Source organism: Chryseobacterium paridis, assembly GCF_016595215.1.
GTDB lineage: Bacteria > Bacteroidota > Bacteroidia > Flavobacteriales > Weeksellaceae > Chryseobacterium > Chryseobacterium paridis.
In genome coordinates, this window is record NZ_JAENHK010000001.1 from 204,111 (window position 1) to 220,642 (window position 16,532).

General features: G+C 35.5%; 22 protein-coding genes. 7 read left to right on the forward strand and 15 right to left on the reverse strand.

Annotation, left to right across the window (positions count from 1 at the left end; all coding sequences use genetic code 11):
* Window positions 1-84: 84 nt before the first annotated feature.
* The 15 genes from rpsN to JHL15_RS00990 all read right to left on the reverse strand — a co-directional run bounded on the left by rpsN (window position 85) and on the right by JHL15_RS00990 (window position 7,414).
* Window positions 85-354, reverse strand: a complete 270-nt coding sequence (gene rpsN / locus JHL15_RS00920; RefSeq protein WP_027387207.1) for a 30S ribosomal protein S14 — start codon at window positions 352-354, stop codon at window positions 85-87.
* Window positions 355-357: 3 nt separating this feature from the next.
* On the reverse strand, window positions 358-909 hold the full coding sequence (gene rplE, locus JHL15_RS00925; protein ID WP_200241613.1) for a 50S ribosomal protein L5: 552 nt from the start codon (window positions 907-909) through the stop codon (window positions 358-360).
* Window positions 910-922: 13 nt separating this feature from the next.
* The gene (gene rplX / locus JHL15_RS00930; protein WP_179469468.1) at window positions 923-1,249 is read right to left on the reverse strand and encodes a 50S ribosomal protein L24; all 327 of its coding nucleotides are present in this window, start codon (window positions 1,247-1,249) and stop codon (window positions 923-925) included.
* Between the two features lie 22 nt (window positions 1,250-1,271).
* On the reverse strand, window positions 1,272-1,640 hold the full coding sequence (gene rplN, locus JHL15_RS00935; protein WP_007839504.1) for a 50S ribosomal protein L14: 369 nt from the start codon (window positions 1,638-1,640) through the stop codon (window positions 1,272-1,274).
* Window positions 1,640-1,897: a 30S ribosomal protein S17 gene (rpsQ, locus tag JHL15_RS00940; RefSeq protein ID WP_053073319.1), complete on the reverse strand. Its 258-nt coding sequence runs from the start codon at window positions 1,895-1,897 to the stop codon at window positions 1,640-1,642. The genes rplN and rpsQ overlap by 1 nt, the downstream gene beginning before the upstream one ends.
* Before the next feature lie 11 nt (window positions 1,898-1,908).
* Entirely contained in the window at window positions 1,909-2,097 is a 189-nt protein-coding gene (gene rpmC / locus JHL15_RS00945) for a 50S ribosomal protein L29 (RefSeq protein WP_200241614.1), read from the reverse strand.
* 12 nt (window positions 2,098-2,109) lie between these two features.
* Entirely contained in the window at window positions 2,110-2,535 is a 426-nt protein-coding gene (gene rplP / locus JHL15_RS00950; protein WP_200241617.1) for a 50S ribosomal protein L16, read from the reverse strand.
* A gap of 78 nt (window positions 2,536-2,613) precedes the next feature.
* The gene (gene rpsC / locus JHL15_RS00955) at window positions 2,614-3,348 is read right to left on the reverse strand and encodes a 30S ribosomal protein S3 (RefSeq protein ID WP_034684829.1); all 735 of its coding nucleotides are present in this window, start codon (window positions 3,346-3,348) and stop codon (window positions 2,614-2,616) included.
* 7 nt (window positions 3,349-3,355) lie between these two features.
* Entirely contained in the window at window positions 3,356-3,754 is a 399-nt protein-coding gene (rplV, locus tag JHL15_RS00960) for a 50S ribosomal protein L22 (protein WP_089028766.1), read from the reverse strand.
* A 2-nt stretch (window positions 3,755-3,756) separates the two neighbouring features.
* A complete protein-coding gene (gene rpsS / locus JHL15_RS00965) occupies window positions 3,757-4,035 on the reverse strand; it encodes a 30S ribosomal protein S19 (RefSeq protein ID WP_034702850.1) in 279 nt (92 codons plus the stop codon).
* A gap of 2 nt (window positions 4,036-4,037) precedes the next feature.
* Window positions 4,038-4,859, reverse strand: a complete 822-nt coding sequence (rplB, locus tag JHL15_RS00970) for a 50S ribosomal protein L2 (RefSeq protein ID WP_184164778.1) — start codon at window positions 4,857-4,859, stop codon at window positions 4,038-4,040.
* Between the two features lie 22 nt (window positions 4,860-4,881).
* On the reverse strand, window positions 4,882-5,172 hold the full coding sequence (gene rplW, locus JHL15_RS00975) for a 50S ribosomal protein L23 (protein ID WP_200241619.1): 291 nt from the start codon (window positions 5,170-5,172) through the stop codon (window positions 4,882-4,884).
* 3 nt (window positions 5,173-5,175) lie between these two features.
* Window positions 5,176-5,805 (reverse strand): 50S ribosomal protein L4, encoded by a 630-nt coding sequence (gene rplD, locus JHL15_RS00980; protein WP_200241622.1) that lies wholly within the window; start codon window positions 5,803-5,805, stop codon window positions 5,176-5,178.
* The gene (rplC, locus tag JHL15_RS00985) at window positions 5,796-6,422 is read right to left on the reverse strand and encodes a 50S ribosomal protein L3 (protein WP_007839520.1); all 627 of its coding nucleotides are present in this window, start codon (window positions 6,420-6,422) and stop codon (window positions 5,796-5,798) included. The genes rplD and rplC overlap by 10 nt, the downstream gene beginning before the upstream one ends.
* 227 nt (window positions 6,423-6,649) lie before the next feature.
* A complete protein-coding gene (locus JHL15_RS00990; RefSeq protein WP_200241625.1) occupies window positions 6,650-7,414 on the reverse strand; it encodes a DeoR/GlpR family DNA-binding transcription regulator in 765 nt (254 codons plus the stop codon).
* 114 nt (window positions 7,415-7,528) lie between these two features.
* Here JHL15_RS00990 and JHL15_RS00995 point away from each other — a divergent pair, with 114 nt between their 5' ends.
* The 7 genes from JHL15_RS00995 (at window position 7,529) to JHL15_RS01025 (ending at window position 16,510) form a co-directional block, all read left to right on the forward strand.
* On the forward strand, window positions 7,529-9,124 hold the full coding sequence (locus JHL15_RS00995; RefSeq protein ID WP_200241628.1) for a glycerol-3-phosphate dehydrogenase/oxidase: 1,596 nt from the start codon (window positions 7,529-7,531) through the stop codon (window positions 9,122-9,124).
* A 14-nt stretch (window positions 9,125-9,138) separates the two neighbouring features.
* Entirely contained in the window at window positions 9,139-10,635 is a 1,497-nt protein-coding gene (glpK, locus tag JHL15_RS01000) for a glycerol kinase GlpK (protein WP_200241630.1), read from the forward strand.
* Window positions 10,636-10,660: 25 nt separating this feature from the next.
* Window positions 10,661-11,392: an MIP/aquaporin family protein gene (locus JHL15_RS01005; RefSeq protein WP_200241632.1), complete on the forward strand. Its 732-nt coding sequence runs from the start codon at window positions 10,661-10,663 to the stop codon at window positions 11,390-11,392.
* Between the two features lie 18 nt (window positions 11,393-11,410).
* Window positions 11,411-12,211, forward strand: coding sequence for a hypothetical protein (locus JHL15_RS01010; RefSeq protein ID WP_200241634.1), 801 nt, complete (start codon window positions 11,411-11,413; stop codon window positions 12,209-12,211).
* A gap of 133 nt (window positions 12,212-12,344) precedes the next feature.
* Entirely contained in the window at window positions 12,345-12,758 is a 414-nt protein-coding gene (locus JHL15_RS01015; RefSeq protein WP_200241635.1) for a hypothetical protein, read from the forward strand.
* Window positions 12,758-13,759, forward strand: coding sequence for a hypothetical protein (locus tag JHL15_RS01020; RefSeq protein ID WP_200241636.1), 1,002 nt, complete (start codon window positions 12,758-12,760; stop codon window positions 13,757-13,759). Before JHL15_RS01015 ends, JHL15_RS01020 begins: the two co-directional genes overlap by 1 nt.
* 42 nt (window positions 13,760-13,801) lie before the next feature.
* Complete coding sequence (locus JHL15_RS01025; RefSeq protein ID WP_200241637.1) at window positions 13,802-16,510, forward strand: hypothetical protein; 2,709 nt, start codon at window positions 13,802-13,804, stop codon at window positions 16,508-16,510.
* Window positions 16,511-16,532: the final 22 nt, after the last annotated feature.

Below are 16,532 nucleotides of genomic sequence, written 5' to 3' on the forward strand. Positions count from 1 at the left end.
ATATCAGACTTCAGAAATCTTAGGTCTGATATTTTTTTTCTTTAGTATCTCGACAACTTAATTGTCCCGATTATTAAGTAATTATTACCAACTAGCTTTTTTAACTCCTGGGATAAGTCCGTTGTTAGCCATTTCTCTGAAAGTTACTCTGGAAATACCAAACGTTCTCATGTATCCTCTTGGTCTACCTGTTAGTTTACATCTGTTGTGTAATCTTACAGGAGAAGCATTTTTTGGTAATTTTTGAAGTCCTTCGTAATCACCTGCTTCTTTTAAAGCTTTTCTTTTGTCAGCGTATTTAGCAACTAGTGCTTCTCTTTTGCGCTCACGCGCTTTCATTGATTCTTTAGCCATTTCTTAGTTCTTTTTAAATGGTAAACCGAAGTGAGTTAATAATGCTTTCGCTTCTTTATCTGTTTTCGCAGTTGTAACGAAAGTGATGTCCATCCCTTGGATTTTTTTCACTTTGTCGATTACGATCTCAGGGAAGATAATTTGCTCAGTAATACCTAAGTTATAATTACCTCTACCATCGAAACCATCAGCTTTGATACCAGAAAAATCTCTAATACGTGGTAAAGCTGAAGCTGTAAGTCTGTCTAAGAATTCATACATTTTACTAGCTCTTAAAGTAACTTTAGCTCCTACAGGCATTCCTTTTCTCAATTTGAAAGCAGCTTCGTCTTTCTTAGAAATCGTACCTACTGCTTTTTGACCAGTAATGTTCGTAAGTTCTTCTACAGCATAATCAATGATCTTTTTGTCTGCAGTAGCATCACCTAATCCTTGAGATAGGATGATTTTTTCCAATTTAGGTACCTGCATTACAGATTTGTACCCAAATTCTTCCATCATTGCAGGAACAATTGTTTCTTTATATGCTTTCTTGGGTCTTGCTATATATTCCATGTGTTATTTAAAATTATAAAGTTTCACCCGTTTTTTTGTCGATTCTTACTTTCTTATCTCCTTCAGTTTTGTAACCTACTTTTACAGCTTTTCCGTCTTTACCAACTAAAGCTATGTTTGAGATATGAATAGAAGCTTCTCTTTCTACGATTCCTCCTTGAGGATTTGAAGCTGAAGGCTTAACGTGTTTCTTAATGATGTTAAGTCCTGCAACGATTACTCTAGGGTCTTTTCCTTCTTTTTTGATCACTTCAATAACTTCACCAGTTTTACCTTTGATATCTTTCTTACCAGTAGTAATGATTACGTTATCTCCTCTTTTTATTTTTAACTTTGACATTTTCTTTTAAAAATTTTAAAAATTAAAGTACTTCAGGAGCTAATGAAATGATTTTCATATATTCTTTGTCTCTCAACTCACGAGCAACAGGTCCGAAAACACGCGTTCCTCTCATTTCTCCTGCTGCGTTTAGTAATACACAAGCATTGTCTTCGAATTTGATGTATGATCCATCTTTTCTTCTAACTGCTTTTTTGGTTCTTACTACTACAGCTTTAGATACCTGACCTTTTTTAGCATTTCCTGATGGTGTAGAATCTTTGATAGTAACTACGATTTTATCACCAACTGAAGCATATCTTCTTCTGGTTCCTCCCAGAACTCTGATAACCAATACTTCTTTAGCACCTGTGTTATCAGCAACTTTTAATCTTGATTCTGTTTGTAACATTACTTAGCTTTTTCAATGATTCTTACTAATCTCCATCTCTTACTCTTGCTTAAAGGTCTAGTTTCTTGGATAAGAACTGTATCTCCTTCTGTGCATTCGTTGTTTTCGTCGTGTGCAGTATATTTTTTCGTTTTCAATACGAATTTACCGTACATCGGGTGTTTCACTCTAGTAGTCTCACTTACAACAATGGTCTTTTCCATTTTATTGCTGGAAACTATTCCGATTCTTTCTTTTCTTAAGTTTCTTTCCATAATGTATGAAAATCTTATTGTTGTTTAGTGGTTAACTCTGTATTTAGTCTTGCGATTGTCTTTCTCAAATCTTTGATTTGAATTGGATTTTCAAGTGGACTGATTTTGTGAGCTAATTTCATTTTAGTGAATTCAGCTTTAGCTTCAGTCAATTTAGCTTGAATATCTTCTGCGCTTAGATTTTTAATTTCAGCTTTTTTCATTGTATTCAAAGATTATAGAGGTTTAACAAAATCATTAGCAACTACAAAATTGGTAACTACCGGTAATTTTTGAGCCGCAAGTCTTAAAGCTTCCTTAGCGATATCGTAAGGTACACCTCCAACTTCGAATAAAATTTTACCTGGCTTTACTACAGCTACCCAATATTCAACAGCACCTTTACCTTTACCCATCCTTACTTCGGCTGGTTTTTTAGTAATCGGCTTATCCGGGAATATTTTGATCCATAGTTGACCTTCTCTCTTCATATATCTTGTAGCAGCAATACGCGCAGCTTCAATTTGTCTTGCAGTGATCCAAGCTCCTTCTGTAGCTTTGATTCCAAAAGTTCCATAAGCAAGTTGATTACCTCTCTGAGCAATCCCCTTCATTTTCATCTTATGAACTTTACGGAATTTGGTTCTTTTTGGTTGTAACATAATTTCTTAAATTTTAGATTTTAGAATTTAGATTTTAAAAAAGTAACGGTCATTTAAAAACTATCCTCTAAAATTTTATTAATTATTTTTTTTATCTCTTGAAGGTCTTCTATTATCTCTGTCTCCTCTGTTTCCACCTCCTGAAGGTCCTTTTTTCTGTTGTCCCACTAGTGGAGAAAGTTCTCTTTTACCGTAAACTTCACCTTTCATGATCCAAACTTTTACTCCAAGTTTACCATATTGAGTCAATGCTTCTCCAATATGATAATCGATATCAGCTCTGAAAGTAGACAAAGGAATTCTTCCGTCTTTGAAAGATTCGCTTCTTGCCATTTCAGCACCGTTCAATCTACCAGAGATTTGAACTTTGATACCTTCTGCACCCATTCTCATTGTGCTTGCGATCGCCATTTTAACAGCTCTTCTGTAAGAAATTCTGTTTTCAATTTGCTTAGCAATGCTATCAGCAACTAATACTGCGTCAAGTTCAGGTCTTTTGATTTCGAAAATATTGATTTGAATATCCTTTTTAGTCAATTTCTTCAATTCTTCTTTTAATTTATCAACTTCCTGACCTCCTTTACCGATGATAAGTCCCGGTCTAGCAGTAGTAATAGTAACTGTTACTAATTTCAGTGTTCTTTCAATATAAATTTTTGAAATACCACCTTTAGATAATCTAGCTTCAAGGTATCTTCTGATTTTGTAGTCTTCAGCGATTCTGTCTCCATAATCGTTTCCACCAAACCAGTTAGAATCCCATCCTCTGATGATACCTAATCTGTTACCAATTGGATTTGTCTTCTGTCCCATACCTTGATTAATTTTCTTTATTACCTAAGATTAGTGTAACGTGGTTAGATCTTTTTCTGATTCTATGACCTCTACCTTGTGGAGCTGGTCTTAGCCTCTTCAATTGTCTTGCACTATCCACGAATATTTCTTTAATGATAAGGTTTGCTTCTTCAATATCAGCACCCTCGTTTTTAGCCTGCCAGTTTGCCATAGCAGAAAGAAGTAATTTCTCTAACTTGTTAGATGCATCCTTCTTTGAATATTTTAGGATATAAAGAGCTTTATCTACCTGCTCTCCTCTAATGATATCAACTACTAATCTCATTTTTCTAGGAGAAGACGGGCAATTATTTAATGAAGCTTTTACAACGTCTTTGTTAGCTTCTTTTCTTGCGATTGAACTATCTTGTTTTCTTGATCCCATGATTATCTGCTTCCTTTATTTTTGTTACCACCATGACCTCTGAAAGATCTTGTTGGAGAAAATTCGCCTAACTTGTGACCAACCATGTTTTCAGTAACATAAACAGGGATAAAAGATTTCCCGTTGTGTACTGCAATAGTTTGTCCTACAAAGTCCGGAGAGATCATCGATGCTCTAGACCAAGTTTTAATAACTGTCTTCTTACCAGACTCAATGTTTGTCTGAACCTTCTTATCTAAAGTATGATGAATGAATGGTCCTTTTTTAAGTGATCTTGCCATAATTATTTTCTTTTAGATACGATGTAACGGTTAGACACTTTGTTTTTCTTTCTAGTTTTGTAACCTTTAGCAGGCTTACCGTTTCTAGATCTTGGGTGACCTCCAGAAGAACGTCCTTCACCACCTCCCATTGGGTGATCTACAGGGTTCATTACTACCGGTCTAGTTCTAGGTCTTCTACCTAACCATCTGCTTCTACCAGCCTTACCTGAAACAGTTAACTGATGATCAGAGTTAGAAACAGATCCAATCATTGCATAACACTCAGTAAGGATCATTCTAGATTCTCCTGAAGGCAATTTGATGATTGCATATTTTCCGTCTCTTGAAGTTAATTGAGCTGAAGAACCAGCACTTCTTGCTAAAATAGCACCTTGTCCAGGCTTCATTTCAACACAAGAAATTACAGTACCCAATGGAATGTTTTTCAATTTCATTGCGTTACCTACGTTTGGTTCAACGCTTTCTCCTGAAACTACCTTTTGATCTACTTTAATACCGTTTGGAGCGATGATATATCTTTTCTCTCCGTCTGCGTACTCTAATAAAGCGATAAATGCAGTTCTGTTTGGATCATATTCTACAGTTTTTACCGTTGCTTCAACATCATGCTTGTTTCTTTTGAAGTCGATAATTCTGTATTTCTTTTTGTGTCCACCTCCGGTGTAACGCATGGTCATTTTACCAGTTTGGTTACGTCCACCTGACTTACTAATACCAACTGTTAGAGATTTCTCTGGTTTGTTGGTAGTAATTTCCTCAAAATTGTTTACAATTCTGAATCTCTGTCCTGGGGTGATAGGTTTTAATTTTCTAACAGACATTACTATTATTTATAATTAATAATTAATTTACAGCGAAAATATCGATTACTTCCCCTTCAGCAAGAGTAATAACCGCTTTTTTCAATTTGTTCGTCTTTCCTACTTGAAGACCTTTTTTAGTGTATTTCGAAGAAACCTTCGGAGCATAAATCATTGTTCTAACGTCTGCTACTTTCACACCATAAGTTGCCTCTACAGCTTTCTTAATTTGGATTTTATTCGCCTTAGTATCTACCAAGAAAGAATAAGCACCTCTTAAGTCTGTAAGATAGTTTGCTTTTTCTGAAATAACTGGTTTAATAATAACTGACATGATTTATTTCTTTAGATTTTCCTGGAATTTTTCAACTGCACCTTCTAAGAATACGATCTCACCTGCATTGATTAAGTCATATGAACTGATTTCGTTAAAGTTCATTACTTTAGTTTTAGGTAAGTTTCTTGAAGATAAATACACATTCTTGTTAGCTTCAGGAAGAATGAATAAAGATTTTTTATCGTTTAATGCCAAAGCATTTAATACGTTGATAAAATCTTTAGTTTTAGGAGCGTTGATGCTCAAGTCTTCCAAAACTTTAATGCTGTTATCTCTCAATTTCTGAGATAAAACAGATTTTTTAGCTAATCTCTTAAGAGCTTTGTTCAATTTGAATCTGTAGTCTCTTGGTTTTGGACCGAATACTCTACCTCCACCTCTGAATGTTGGAGATTTAATATCACCATATCTAGCAGAACCAGATCCTTTTTGCTTCTTAAGTTTTTTCGTAGAAGCAGTAATTTCGCTTCTTTCTTTTGATTTATGAGTACCTTGTCTCTGAGCGGCAAGATATTGCTTAACTTCTAAGTAAACCGCGTGCTGATTTGGCTCAATTCCGAATACTGTTTCGTCTAGAGTTACTTTTCTTCCGGTCTCTTTTCCTGATGTATTTAATACTACTAGTTCCATTTTCTGATAATTACATAAGAATTTTTAGCTCCCGGAACAGCACCTTTTACTACTAAAAGATTTTGTTCTTGATCCACTTTTAATACTTGAAGGTTTTGAACAGTTACCTGCTTACCTCCCATTCTACCTGCCATTCTCATTCCTTTGAATACTCTCGAAGGATCCGATCCAGCACCGATAGAACCTGGAGCTCTAAGTCTGTTGTGCTGACCATGAGTAGCTTGCATTACACCTCCAAATCCGTGTCTTTTAACAACACCCTGGAAGCCTTTACCTTTTGAAGTTCCTGTTACGTCAACATATTCACCTTCAGCGAATAGATCAACTTTTACTTCTTCTCCTACTTTTACTTCATCAACGAATTCTCTGTAGAATTCTACCAATTTAGCTTTAGGAGCAGAACCAGCCTTTTTAAAATGGCCAGCTAACGCTTTACCAACGTTCTTTTCACTCTTGTCATCGAAACCTAACTGAACTGACTTATAGCCGTCCTTTTCAATGGTTCTGACCTGTAAAACCGAGCATGGACCAGCTTGAATAACTGTACAAGGAATGTTTTTTCCTTCTTCGTTAAACAAAGACGTCATACCGATTTTTTTACCAATAATACCTGACATTGTTTATGTTATAATAAAATTTATCCTTTATTTATGCTCATTTTTAGAAAGCTAAAGTAATTTCCACGTTTGAGATGGGCATACTTTTCCCCTAAAATGAGTGTGCAAATTTATGGATAATTTTTAGATTGACAAATTTTCTAGCAAAATATTTTGATTTTTAGTAGCTTACAAAATAAAATCTGCTTTTTGGTTTATTTTGAACTGGCCTTAGAACAAGGCTGGAACTATTTCGTAACAACAGTCAAACCTATTTCCTCCAGGTTCTTTTTGTCTTCTTCGAGAATCCCTTCATCTGTGATCAGATAATCTATCTTGTCTAAAGAAGCAATTTTCCCGAATCCTTTCTTATTCAGTTTTGAAGAATCTGCTAAAATCATCACTTTATCAGAACATTCTATCATGAGTTGATTAAGATGAGCTTCTGCAGCATTGGATGTGCTGATTCCAAATTCCATATCAATTCCATCAACACCAAGAAATAATTTATTACAAGAGAACTGCGAGAGGATGGTTTCAGATATGGAACCTACAATAGAAGTGGAACTCTTTCTTACTTCCCCACCCAGTTGTATAATATTTATGTTAGGATTATTACATAACTCTAATGCTACTCTTAATGATGAAGTAAGAACAGTAAGCCTTCCAAAGTTCACTAACATTCTGGCCAGATAATGCATCGTGGTTCCTGAAGCCAAAATAATACAATCATTTTCCTCAATCAACTTTAAAGCTGCCTTAGCTATACTCTGTTTTGCCTCTACATTGATGTTTTCTTTCTCATCAACATTCTTTTCATAAGCATATCTTACATGTTTACTGGCCCCTCCATGATTTCGAAAAAGAAGTCCCAAGCTTTCTAAATAATTCAAATCCTTTCGGATCGTAACTGAGGAAACATTATACTTTTCGCATAGCTCCTGAACAAGAACATAGTCTTTTTTATCGAGTTCATGCAGTATCGCATTATGCCTTGGTATTAATTTTTCCATTCTCTTTCTTTCACCAAAGTTATTATTTTTTTTCAAGATCTAAAAATTTCACTTATTTTCTTTTTACTTTCATTTTTAATTATTAGCTTTGAATTCGAAACTTAACGAAACATTATGAAACGAAACGAAGAACTCAGCAAAATAACTACCGTAAAAGAATGGGACTTTTTAGTCATCGGTGGAGGAGCAAGCGGTTTAGGTTCGGCATTAGACGCAGTAAGCAGAGGATTTAAAACGATACTGTTGGAATCGCACGATTTTGCGAAAGCCACTTCCAGCAGAAGTACAAAACTGGTACATGGTGGAGTAAGATATTTAGCACAGGGAGATATTGGCCTCGTAAAAGAAGCATTAAAGGAAAGAGGATTGTTGGCAAAAAATGCTGCACATGTAGTAAAGAACCAATCTTTCATTATCCCTAATTATACGTGGTGGGGAGGAATCTATTATAAAATAGGATTATCAATCTATGATTTTCTTGCAGGGAAATTAAGCTTAGGCAAGACAAAATATATCAGTAAATCGAAAACAGTTGAAAAACTTCCGACTATTGAGCAAAAAAACCTGGCAAGCGGAGTTGTTTATCAGGACGGACAGTTTGATGATGCAAGATTGGCAATTAATTTAGCACAAACAATTATTGAAAAAGGCGGAACTGCTATTAATTATATTAAAGTAATTAATTTAATTAAAAACGATTCCAACAAAGTAATTGGTGTTATCGCAGAAGATCAGTTTACCAAACAGCAATTCGAAATCCACGCAAAGGTTGTTATCAATGCAACTGGAGTTTTCACGAACGATATATTAAACATGAACAATCCGAAACATGGAAAATTCGTGGTTCCAAGCCAGGGAATTCATTTGGTTTTGGATAAATCTTTCTTGAAAAGTGATGATGCTATCATGATTCCAAAAACTTCTGATGGAAGGGTATTATTTGTTGTTCCCTGGCATGACAGAGCCCTGGTAGGGACCACTGATACATTACTGGAAAGTGAAAGCTTTGAGCCACGTGCTTTGGAAGAAGAGATTAAATTTGTTTTAAATACTGCAAGACAATATTTAAGTAAAAAACCAACACGTGAAGATGTAAAATCTGTATTTGCAGGACTTCGTCCACTTGCAGCACCAAAAGACGGAAGCAAAAGCACAAAAGAAGTTTCAAGAAGCCACAAAGTCGTTACGTCTGACACTGGCCTTGTCTCTATCATTGGAGGAAAATGGACGACCTATCGTAAAATGGCAGAAGACACCATTAATGAAGCCATGAAAGTTCATCAATTAGGAATGACAGGATCTAAGACAGAGCATCTTTCCATCCACGGAAATGTGAAGCCCGAAACCGTTGACAGAAGCAATCATTTATATGTATATGGTTCTGATATTCCTGAGATCAAAAAATTACAACAAAGCAACCCTGAATTTTTAGAAAAATTACATCCCGACCATCCATTTACGGTAGCGGAAGTTGTATGGGCAGTAAGAAGTGAAATGGCCGAAACCATAGAAGATATTTTAGCGAGAAGAGTTCGACTTTTATTTATGGATGCAAGAGCAGCAATAGATAGCGCACAAAAGGTAGCAACGATTATTGCAAAAGAAAAAGGATACGATGCAGAATGGGCTAATCAGCACGCCAACGAATTCATTGAATTAGCTAATGGTTATTTATTAACCCCATACTCACCTAAAAACAATCAACCTTAATTAATATAGATGTCATGAGTGAAAAATTAATTCTTGCTTTAGACCAAGGTACGACTTCTTCTAGAGCTATTCTATTCGATCACAGCGGAGAAATAAAATACATTTCACAAAAGAGTTTCGAACAAATATTCCCAACACCAGGTTGGGTAGAGCATGATCCTAACGAAATCTGGTCATCGCAAATTTCTGTCGCTGCAGAAGTTATTGCAAAAGCAGGGATTTCAGGATTAGAAGTGGCAGCAATTGGAATCACTAATCAACGTGAAACTACTGTTGTATGGGACAAAGAAACAGGCGAACCTGTTTACAATGCAATTGTGTGGCAAGACCGAAGAACATCCAAATATTGTGACTCTCTAAAGGAACAGGGATATACGGATATGATCAAGGATAAAACAGGTCTTGTCTTGGACGCTTACTTTTCAGCGACTAAACTGAAGTGGATCCTTGACAATGTAGATGGAGCGAGGGCGAAAGCAGAAGAAGGAAAACTATGTTTCGGAACGGTTGATACTTGGTTGGTATGGAAGCTGACCCGTGGAAAAATGTTCATTACGGATGTTTCCAATGCCAGCAGAACAATGCTTCTTAACATACAGACATTAGAATGGGATCAGGAGCTATTGGAATTATTCAACATTCCTCAATCTATTCTTCCGGAAGTAAAGCAAAGCAGTGAGATCTATGGTGAAACAGCTACTACTCTATTTTCGACTAAAATCCCTATTGCAGGTATAGCAGGAGATCAACAAGCTGCTTTGTTTGGACAGATGTGTACAACTCCGGGAATGGTAAAAAACACTTATGGAACAGGGTGTTTCTTATTAATGAATACAGGAAAAGAAGCTGTACATTCTAAAAACAATCTGCTTACGACTGTTGCCTGGAAAATAAATGGGGAAGTAAATTATGCTTTAGAAGGTAGTGTCTTCGTTGGTGGCGCTGCAATACAGTGGGTAAGAGATGGTCTTAAATTAATCGATTCAGCTGAAGAAATTAATGATTTAGCTGAAAGCGTAGAAGATAATGGCGGAGTATATTTTGTTCCTGCCCTTACAGGATTGGGAGCTCCATATTGGGATCAATATGCAAGAGGAACAATTGTAGGAATTACCAGAGGAACAACCAATGCCCATATTGCCAGAGCAACTTTAGAAGGTATTGCTTTTCAGGTTTACGATATTGTAAAAGCCATGGAAGCTGATTCCGGAACTGGCAGCCTTGAGCTGAGAGTAGATGGTGGTGCTTCTAAAAGTGATCTATTGATGCAGATCCAGTCGGATTTATTCGGATTTAAAATAACAAGGCCAAAAACATTAGAAACGACAGCGTTAGGTGCGGCTTATCTGGCGGGACTTGCGGTTGGATACTGGAAAAATATAGACGAAATACAATCTCAATGGATTGTAGATAAAGATTTCCATCCTCAGTTGGAAAAAGAAAAGGCTGACAAAATGATTCACTTCTGGAATAAAGCTGTTAAACGTTCCCAAAGCTGGATTGAAGATTAATTTCCATCAAATAAAAATATAAACTATGACTCCATTTATAGCAGAAATTATCGGAACAATGCTTATGATACTACTCGGAAACGGTGTAGTGGCCAACGTTGTTTTAAAGGGTACGAAAGGTAACGGTTCCGGGTGGATTGTGATTACCACAGCTTGGGCTCTGGCTGTTTTCGTTGGTGTAACTGTTGCGGGGCCAATTAGTGGCGCCCATCTTAATCCTGCAGTTACATTAGGTTTAGCCATTGCAGGAAAATTTTCATGGGATCTTGTTCTCACTTATATTGCAGGAGAAATGATTGGTGCCATGCTAGGAGCGTTCCTGGTTTGGTTGTTTAATAAAGATCATTTCGCCATTACAGAAGATGAGGGAGCAAAACTAGCATGTTTTAGCACAGGTCCTGCTATCAGAAAACCAATTTCAAATCTTATCAGTGAAATCATTGGAACCTTTGTGCTTGTCTTTGTGATTTTTCATTTTGCTGATCCAAGTCTTACTTTGAATACGGATCCAAACGCAAAAATAGGATTAGGAACAATTGGTGCACTACCTGTTACATTACTGGTTTGGGTAATTGGTTTGTCTTTGGGAGGAACAACAGGCTATGCTATTAATCCTGCCCGGGATTTAGGCCCTAGAATTATGCATGCCATTCTTCCAGTAAAAGGAAGCAGTGATTGGGGCTACGCCTGGATTCCTATTGTAGGACCGGTTTTAGGAGCCACTCTTGCAGCTTTATTACATACCGCTTTAAGTTAACCACAGAAAGTTCATACAATGAAAAAAATATTTTTTATATGCCTGATTATTTTAGGTACAGGGAGTGTTTTTGCTCAGGAAAATACGGAAACTAAAGACGACGGTCGTTTAGATTTCACTGCCAACATTCAGAACAACCATTTATGGAGGGGGTTAATTATTACGGATAAACCTGTGGTAATGGGAAATCTTTCTTATGCATTAGATAAAGAAAAGAAATGGAAAGTAGGAATATGGGGAGCATCTGCTTTAGCAGATGATAAAGATGGTACGCACTATAAAGAGATCAATTACTACGTACAATACTCTGATGGTCGACTTTATATTGGATTATGGGATTTATTTAATTCCAGAAATATCAATACAGCTGTCGCATCAGATGATATTTTTAATTATTCAAACAGAAGAACCGCTCACATTATTGACCTGAGAACGAATTATACTTTTGGTCCATCATTTCCTTTAAATGTTGAAGCTGATATTATGCTATATGGAGGAGCCAATGCCGGAGAAGTAGTTTTGGAACCGGATGGAAGCTATAAGAAGAATAAATATTCTACATATGTACAGGTAAGTTATCCTGTTATTGCCCATCAAAAGGTAAATCTGGATGCCTTTGTTGGTGGAGGATTTGCTTTCAATGATAGTACGTTTTTATATGGAAATGGGAAAAACAGTTTTGATATTGTAAATGTTGGTATAAAAGCCAGCAAAGCCTTAAAGATAACTGAACACTACACATTACCCGTCTCTATGATGGCGATGTGGAACCCTTCCAACAAATATGCAAGAATTCAACTTGCGGCAACAGTATTTTAAGAATACTCTTCTATAACAAAAAAGCCATTCCGTTGTAGGAATGGCTTTTTTATTTTTCAGCCCAAAAACAAAGTAAATACCGGGTTTTTACGGTCCCATTCTTGCATAATTGTTTCTAAATTTGAGAAAAAAAATGAAAAAGATACTTAGCTTACTTATTCTATGTATAGGTATCCTCTCTTCTGCTCAGTCTAAAGCTCCGTTTACAGGGAAAAGATCTTTTAATATTATTGAAGGATTCAGTGGAACGGGCACTCCAGCTTATTATGTTGACGTTAAAAAAAGCGGTGATGTGTATTTTGGCTACGTACAGGTAAACCAGGCGAGTGGCGAGGAAACAACTGAAGAAATGAATGCCGGAAAATATAACCCAAAAGTAATGAAAGCTCAATTCAAAAAATTCAACGAAATTTTTTATGTGAAGTTCGATAAAGAGAAAATCTATCTTACTGACGAGAATGGAAATATCCAGAAGTCTGAGGATTGCTGCTCAACATTAGAAAGTGATAAAGGAAGTTGTACCTGCGAAAGCGCTTTTTATCAATAATGAAAGCAATTAAATTTCTATTATTCCTTATTTTGCTCACCTCCTGCAGCGAAAAGGAAAGACACCCCCACACATTTTATTACTGGAAGACAAAGTTATCATTAGATGAAAAGGAGAAAAAAGCTTTAGATAAGGCTAGCGTACCCTACTTGTATACCAGATTTTTTGATATCAATAAAGTGGATGGCAGATTTCAGCCGGTTGCAGTTATTACGAATGACAAAAGCTTCCAGACTGATAAACAAATTGTTCCAACCATCTTTATAACAAACCAGACTTTTTTAAATATTTCAGAACAAGAAATTCAGTTTCTTGCTAAAAGCATCCATCATTTAATACAAAAGAAAATTACTGATTATCATTTAAAGGCTAATCAGGAAATTCAAATAGATTGTGACTGGACTGCAGGGACCCGGGATGATTATTTCAAATTTTTAAAAGAACTAGGAAAAATTTCAGGGAAAGGAGTCAATTGCACGCTTCGCCTTCATCAGGTAAAAGATAAAGAAGTAATGGGTATACCACCCGTAGAAAAAGTATATCTTATGTGCTATTCTACATCCTCACCTTTGGCAACATCAGATAAAAATTCTATTCTGGATGTTAACATTCTGAAAAGTTATCTTTCAAAACTGGAAGATTATCCTATAAAAAATATAGAAGTGGCTCTACCGATCTACTCCTGGGGGATTGTTACGAATCACCTGGGGAAACATAAACTTATCAATGCCCTTTCTCAGAGTGATCTGAATAATTCTAACTTTAAGAAAGTTTCAACTCATGAAATTGAAATTTTAAAGGATGGATTTTATTTTGGAAGTTATTTAAATAAAGGCTTCAAGATCAAAGTGGAGGAAATAACAAATGAACAACTTAGTGATGTTATCAGTTTTTTAGATAAAAAAATACCACAGTTTAATATTATTTATTATCAATTAGATAGTAAATTTGTTATCAATCAAAATTTTCAACTGATTTGCAAATTTCAGGGGGACTTTTAAAATCATCGGGTATTACAAAACACAAAAACATCACAAACTACTATGAAAAAATATATTCTTTCTCTAGCTTTCTTTACGCTTTTCTATACTAAGTATGACGCGTGTGCATGGTCAGATCCGGATTATGAATACTTTAATCTATTTACCCAGAGTATCATAAAAGACAAATCTTATCTTCCATTTCTTCTGAGTTATTCAACAAGGTTTTATACAGATTACAACACATCACTAATACCGGATGAAAATATTAGAGCTTGGAAATCTTTTTTCGGGAATCAATTAAATTATTCAGAAACAGATTATCTGGTGAATAAAATGAGTATGAATGACCTTAACGAACTAAAAAAGGGCAATCCAAATAACTCATTACTAAAAAAGTTAGGAAGTGGTTTTTATCAAAAATACAGAGAAGGGATTGATTATTTAATAGAGGCCAAATATCTTGAACCTTATATGAGAATTAATTTTGTCGAAAATCCAAATTCTTATTTTTATAACGGCCCTCAAAGTGATAAAAATGCAACGAATCTTGAATATACCAAAACGATTTCCGCTTTAACATCCTTGTATAATGCTTCGAAAAATCCTGAGATCAAACAGCGATATGGATATCAATTGGTTCGTTTCAATCATTACACAAGAAATTATGATGCAGCACTTCAGGCCTTCAAAACTTATATTGAACCTATAAAATTAAAAGGTGCTCCTTATTTTATGGCTCTTGACCAATTGGCAGGAGCACAAAGAGGCTTACAAATGAACGGTGATGCCAACTGGAATTTTTTCCAGGTTTTCATGAATAGTGACAGCCGAAAAGAATCTGCTTTTGTTTCTATGAAACTTTCGGATAGCGCATCTTTTAATAATATCTTAAAAAGAGCGGGGACGAATAATGAAAAGAATATGGCCTATTTTCTTTTAGGGTATGAAGATTTCACCAACCCTATTCCTATTATGGAAAAGATGTTTGATATCAATCCTGACTCGGAGATCTTAAAGGTAATGGCTGTAAGAAGTATTAATGAATTGGAAAGAACATATTTGCCAACTTATTACGGTGCTTCTGATGACACCGATAATGCAACAATTCAAACAGGAGATTCTAAAACTCAATCCAAGCCGGAAACTACTGAAGTAAAACCAAAGGAACTTTCATTCTGGCAGAAGATCGTAAGATTTTTCAAAAACCTGTTTGGAGGATCAAAATCAGAAAAGACTGCTGACGGGAAATCTGATCAGAGTGATGATGAATTATTGGACAATCCAAACAGAATTCCATTCTACACAAAGAATCAGAATTACTGGTATGGTGATAACAAACAAACAGACTTCCTGAATGACCTTGAAAAGTTCACTACAAAAACCAAGGAGAAATCTAAAGACGAATATTGGCAAATTGCAGATGCTTATCTTAAGTTTTTGAAAAAGGACTATAAAGCAAGTACTGAGATTTTAGAAGATATCAAAACTACTAACCCTGAGTACCTTGAGGAGATCAAAAGAATGAAAGTTCTGAATGATATTGTTTCTCAGCCAAAAATAACTTCAGAATATGAAGATCATTTAATGAAAGATTATCCCGAATATTTCATTGAGAAAGAAGTTAAGAAAGATAGTACAAGAAGTGACTATGATGAATATTATGGTCCTGTGCCTTCTACTGCTTCTTTTCTTAAAGATGTTTTAGCAAACCGTTATTTCTTACAGGGAGAGGATGGAAAATCTTTCCTGATGAGTAATAAACTTTCGGATCTTCAATATAATCCTAATTCAAGCCTGGTAAAAAGCGTAGAGGATTTTTACAGAAAAACAAATAAGAATCAATTTGAACAGCAGATCATCGCCAAAAATATGGATGATGTAGGAAACATTGAAGCTTTTTTCAGTGTGATCTATGGAGACCGCGCTATGAGAACTGCTGATTTTGAAAAGGCAAAATCCTATTATCAAAAAGCTCAGGACTTTGTCGGAATTCCTAGAATTAATTATGACTGGGTGTCAAGTGAGCAGCCTAAAGTTCCTCATCAATATAAAGAGGGAGAATACAATGGATTCAGGAATATTCCCAGCTATGTCTTCGGTCATAATGTTTGGGAGAGCTTTGGAAGTGATGATGCTACAAGCATGGAAGATGAGGATTATGCTCAATTTCCTTTCATCAAGACGATGATGAATAAACTTGAATTGGCAGAGGCAGCTATTCAGCTTAAAAAGATAGGAAGTGGAAATGATGAAAAGGCAGCTAGAGCAAGCCAGCTGATTGGGAATTTATTATACAATACTTCTATTCTTGGTTATTACAGACAGCTGTTTGTAATGGATGTTGATAACAGCAATGGAGGCAAGTATGATTTCTGGAACACAGATAAGAAAACGCCTTATCAGTATTATTACAAAAACTTCCTTTACAAATCTTATATGGAGCCTGATAATTTTGATTTGGCAATTGGCTATTATAAAAAAGCTTTAGATCTTTCAACAAACAAAGAGGTAAAAGCGAGAATATTATTCCAGATGGCGAGCGCTGAACAAGGGAAATACTATCAGTATGAAGCAAAAAATCCTTCTAAGATCAGCTATTCAGATCCGAAGTATTCAGAGAAAAGTGATGCTTATCAAAAAGAATTGGATTATACTAAAAATCAAAAATTCCGTACTTATTTTGCATTGCTGAAAACTCAATATGCCAATACCGAGGCAGCAAAAAGTCTTATGGGAAGCTGCTCTTATTTTAACTATTTCATGAAATAGCAACAAAAGCTTTCAGCTTAAG

What these genes read in the sequence shown, in the direction of transcription:
- rpsN (WP_027387207.1), bottom strand. Translation starts at nt 354, where the DNA reads ATGGCTAAAGAATCAATGAAAGCGCGTGAGCGCAAAAGAGAAGCACTA.
- rplE (WP_200241613.1), bottom strand. Translation starts at nt 909, where the DNA reads ATGGAATATATAGCAAGACCCAAGAAAGCATATAAAGAAACAATTGTT.
- rplX (WP_179469468.1), bottom strand. Translation starts at nt 1,249, where the DNA reads ATGTCAAAGTTAAAAATAAAAAGAGGAGATAACGTAATCATTACTACT.
- rplN (WP_007839504.1), bottom strand. Translation starts at nt 1,640, where the DNA reads ATGTTACAAACAGAATCAAGATTAAAAGTTGCTGATAACACAGGTGCT.
- rpmC (WP_200241614.1), bottom strand. Translation starts at nt 2,097, where the DNA reads ATGAAAAAAGCTGAAATTAAAAATCTAAGCGCAGAAGATATTCAAGCT.
- rplP (WP_200241617.1), bottom strand. Translation starts at nt 2,535, where the DNA reads ATGTTACAACCAAAAAGAACCAAATTCCGTAAAGTTCATAAGATGAAA.
- rpsC (WP_034684829.1), bottom strand. Translation starts at nt 3,348, where the DNA reads ATGGGACAGAAGACAAATCCAATTGGTAACAGATTAGGTATCATCAGA.
- rplV (WP_089028766.1), bottom strand. Translation starts at nt 3,754, where the DNA reads ATGGGATCAAGAAAACAAGATAGTTCAATCGCAAGAAAAGAAGCTAAC.
- rpsS (WP_034702850.1), bottom strand. Translation starts at nt 4,035, where the DNA reads ATGGCAAGATCACTTAAAAAAGGACCATTCATTCATCATACTTTAGAT.
- rplB (WP_184164778.1), bottom strand. Translation starts at nt 4,859, where the DNA reads ATGTCTGTTAGAAAATTAAAACCTATCACCCCAGGACAGAGATTCAGA.
- rplW (WP_200241619.1), bottom strand. Translation starts at nt 5,172, where the DNA reads ATGTCAGTTATTATTAAACCAGTTATTTCAGAAAAAGCAAACTATCTT.
- rplD (WP_200241622.1), bottom strand. Translation starts at nt 5,805, where the DNA reads ATGGAACTAGTAGTATTAAATACATCAGGAAAAGAGACCGGAAGAAAA.
- rplC (WP_007839520.1), bottom strand. Translation starts at nt 6,422, where the DNA reads ATGTCAGGTATTATTGGTAAAAAAATCGGTATGACGTCTTTGTTTAAC.
- JHL15_RS00990 (WP_200241625.1), bottom strand. Translation starts at nt 7,414, where the DNA reads ATGGAAAAATTAATACCAAGGCATAATGCGATACTGCATGAACTCGAT.
- JHL15_RS00995 (WP_200241628.1), top strand. Translation starts at nt 7,529, where the DNA reads ATGAAACGAAACGAAGAACTCAGCAAAATAACTACCGTAAAAGAATGG.
- glpK (WP_200241630.1), top strand. Translation starts at nt 9,139, where the DNA reads ATGAGTGAAAAATTAATTCTTGCTTTAGACCAAGGTACGACTTCTTCT.
- JHL15_RS01005 (WP_200241632.1), top strand. Translation starts at nt 10,661, where the DNA reads ATGACTCCATTTATAGCAGAAATTATCGGAACAATGCTTATGATACTA.
- JHL15_RS01010 (WP_200241634.1), top strand. Translation starts at nt 11,411, where the DNA reads ATGAAAAAAATATTTTTTATATGCCTGATTATTTTAGGTACAGGGAGT.
- JHL15_RS01015 (WP_200241635.1), top strand. Translation starts at nt 12,345, where the DNA reads ATGAAAAAGATACTTAGCTTACTTATTCTATGTATAGGTATCCTCTCT.
- JHL15_RS01020 (WP_200241636.1), top strand. Translation starts at nt 12,758, where the DNA reads ATGAAAGCAATTAAATTTCTATTATTCCTTATTTTGCTCACCTCCTGC.
- JHL15_RS01025 (WP_200241637.1), top strand. Translation starts at nt 13,802, where the DNA reads ATGAAAAAATATATTCTTTCTCTAGCTTTCTTTACGCTTTTCTATACT.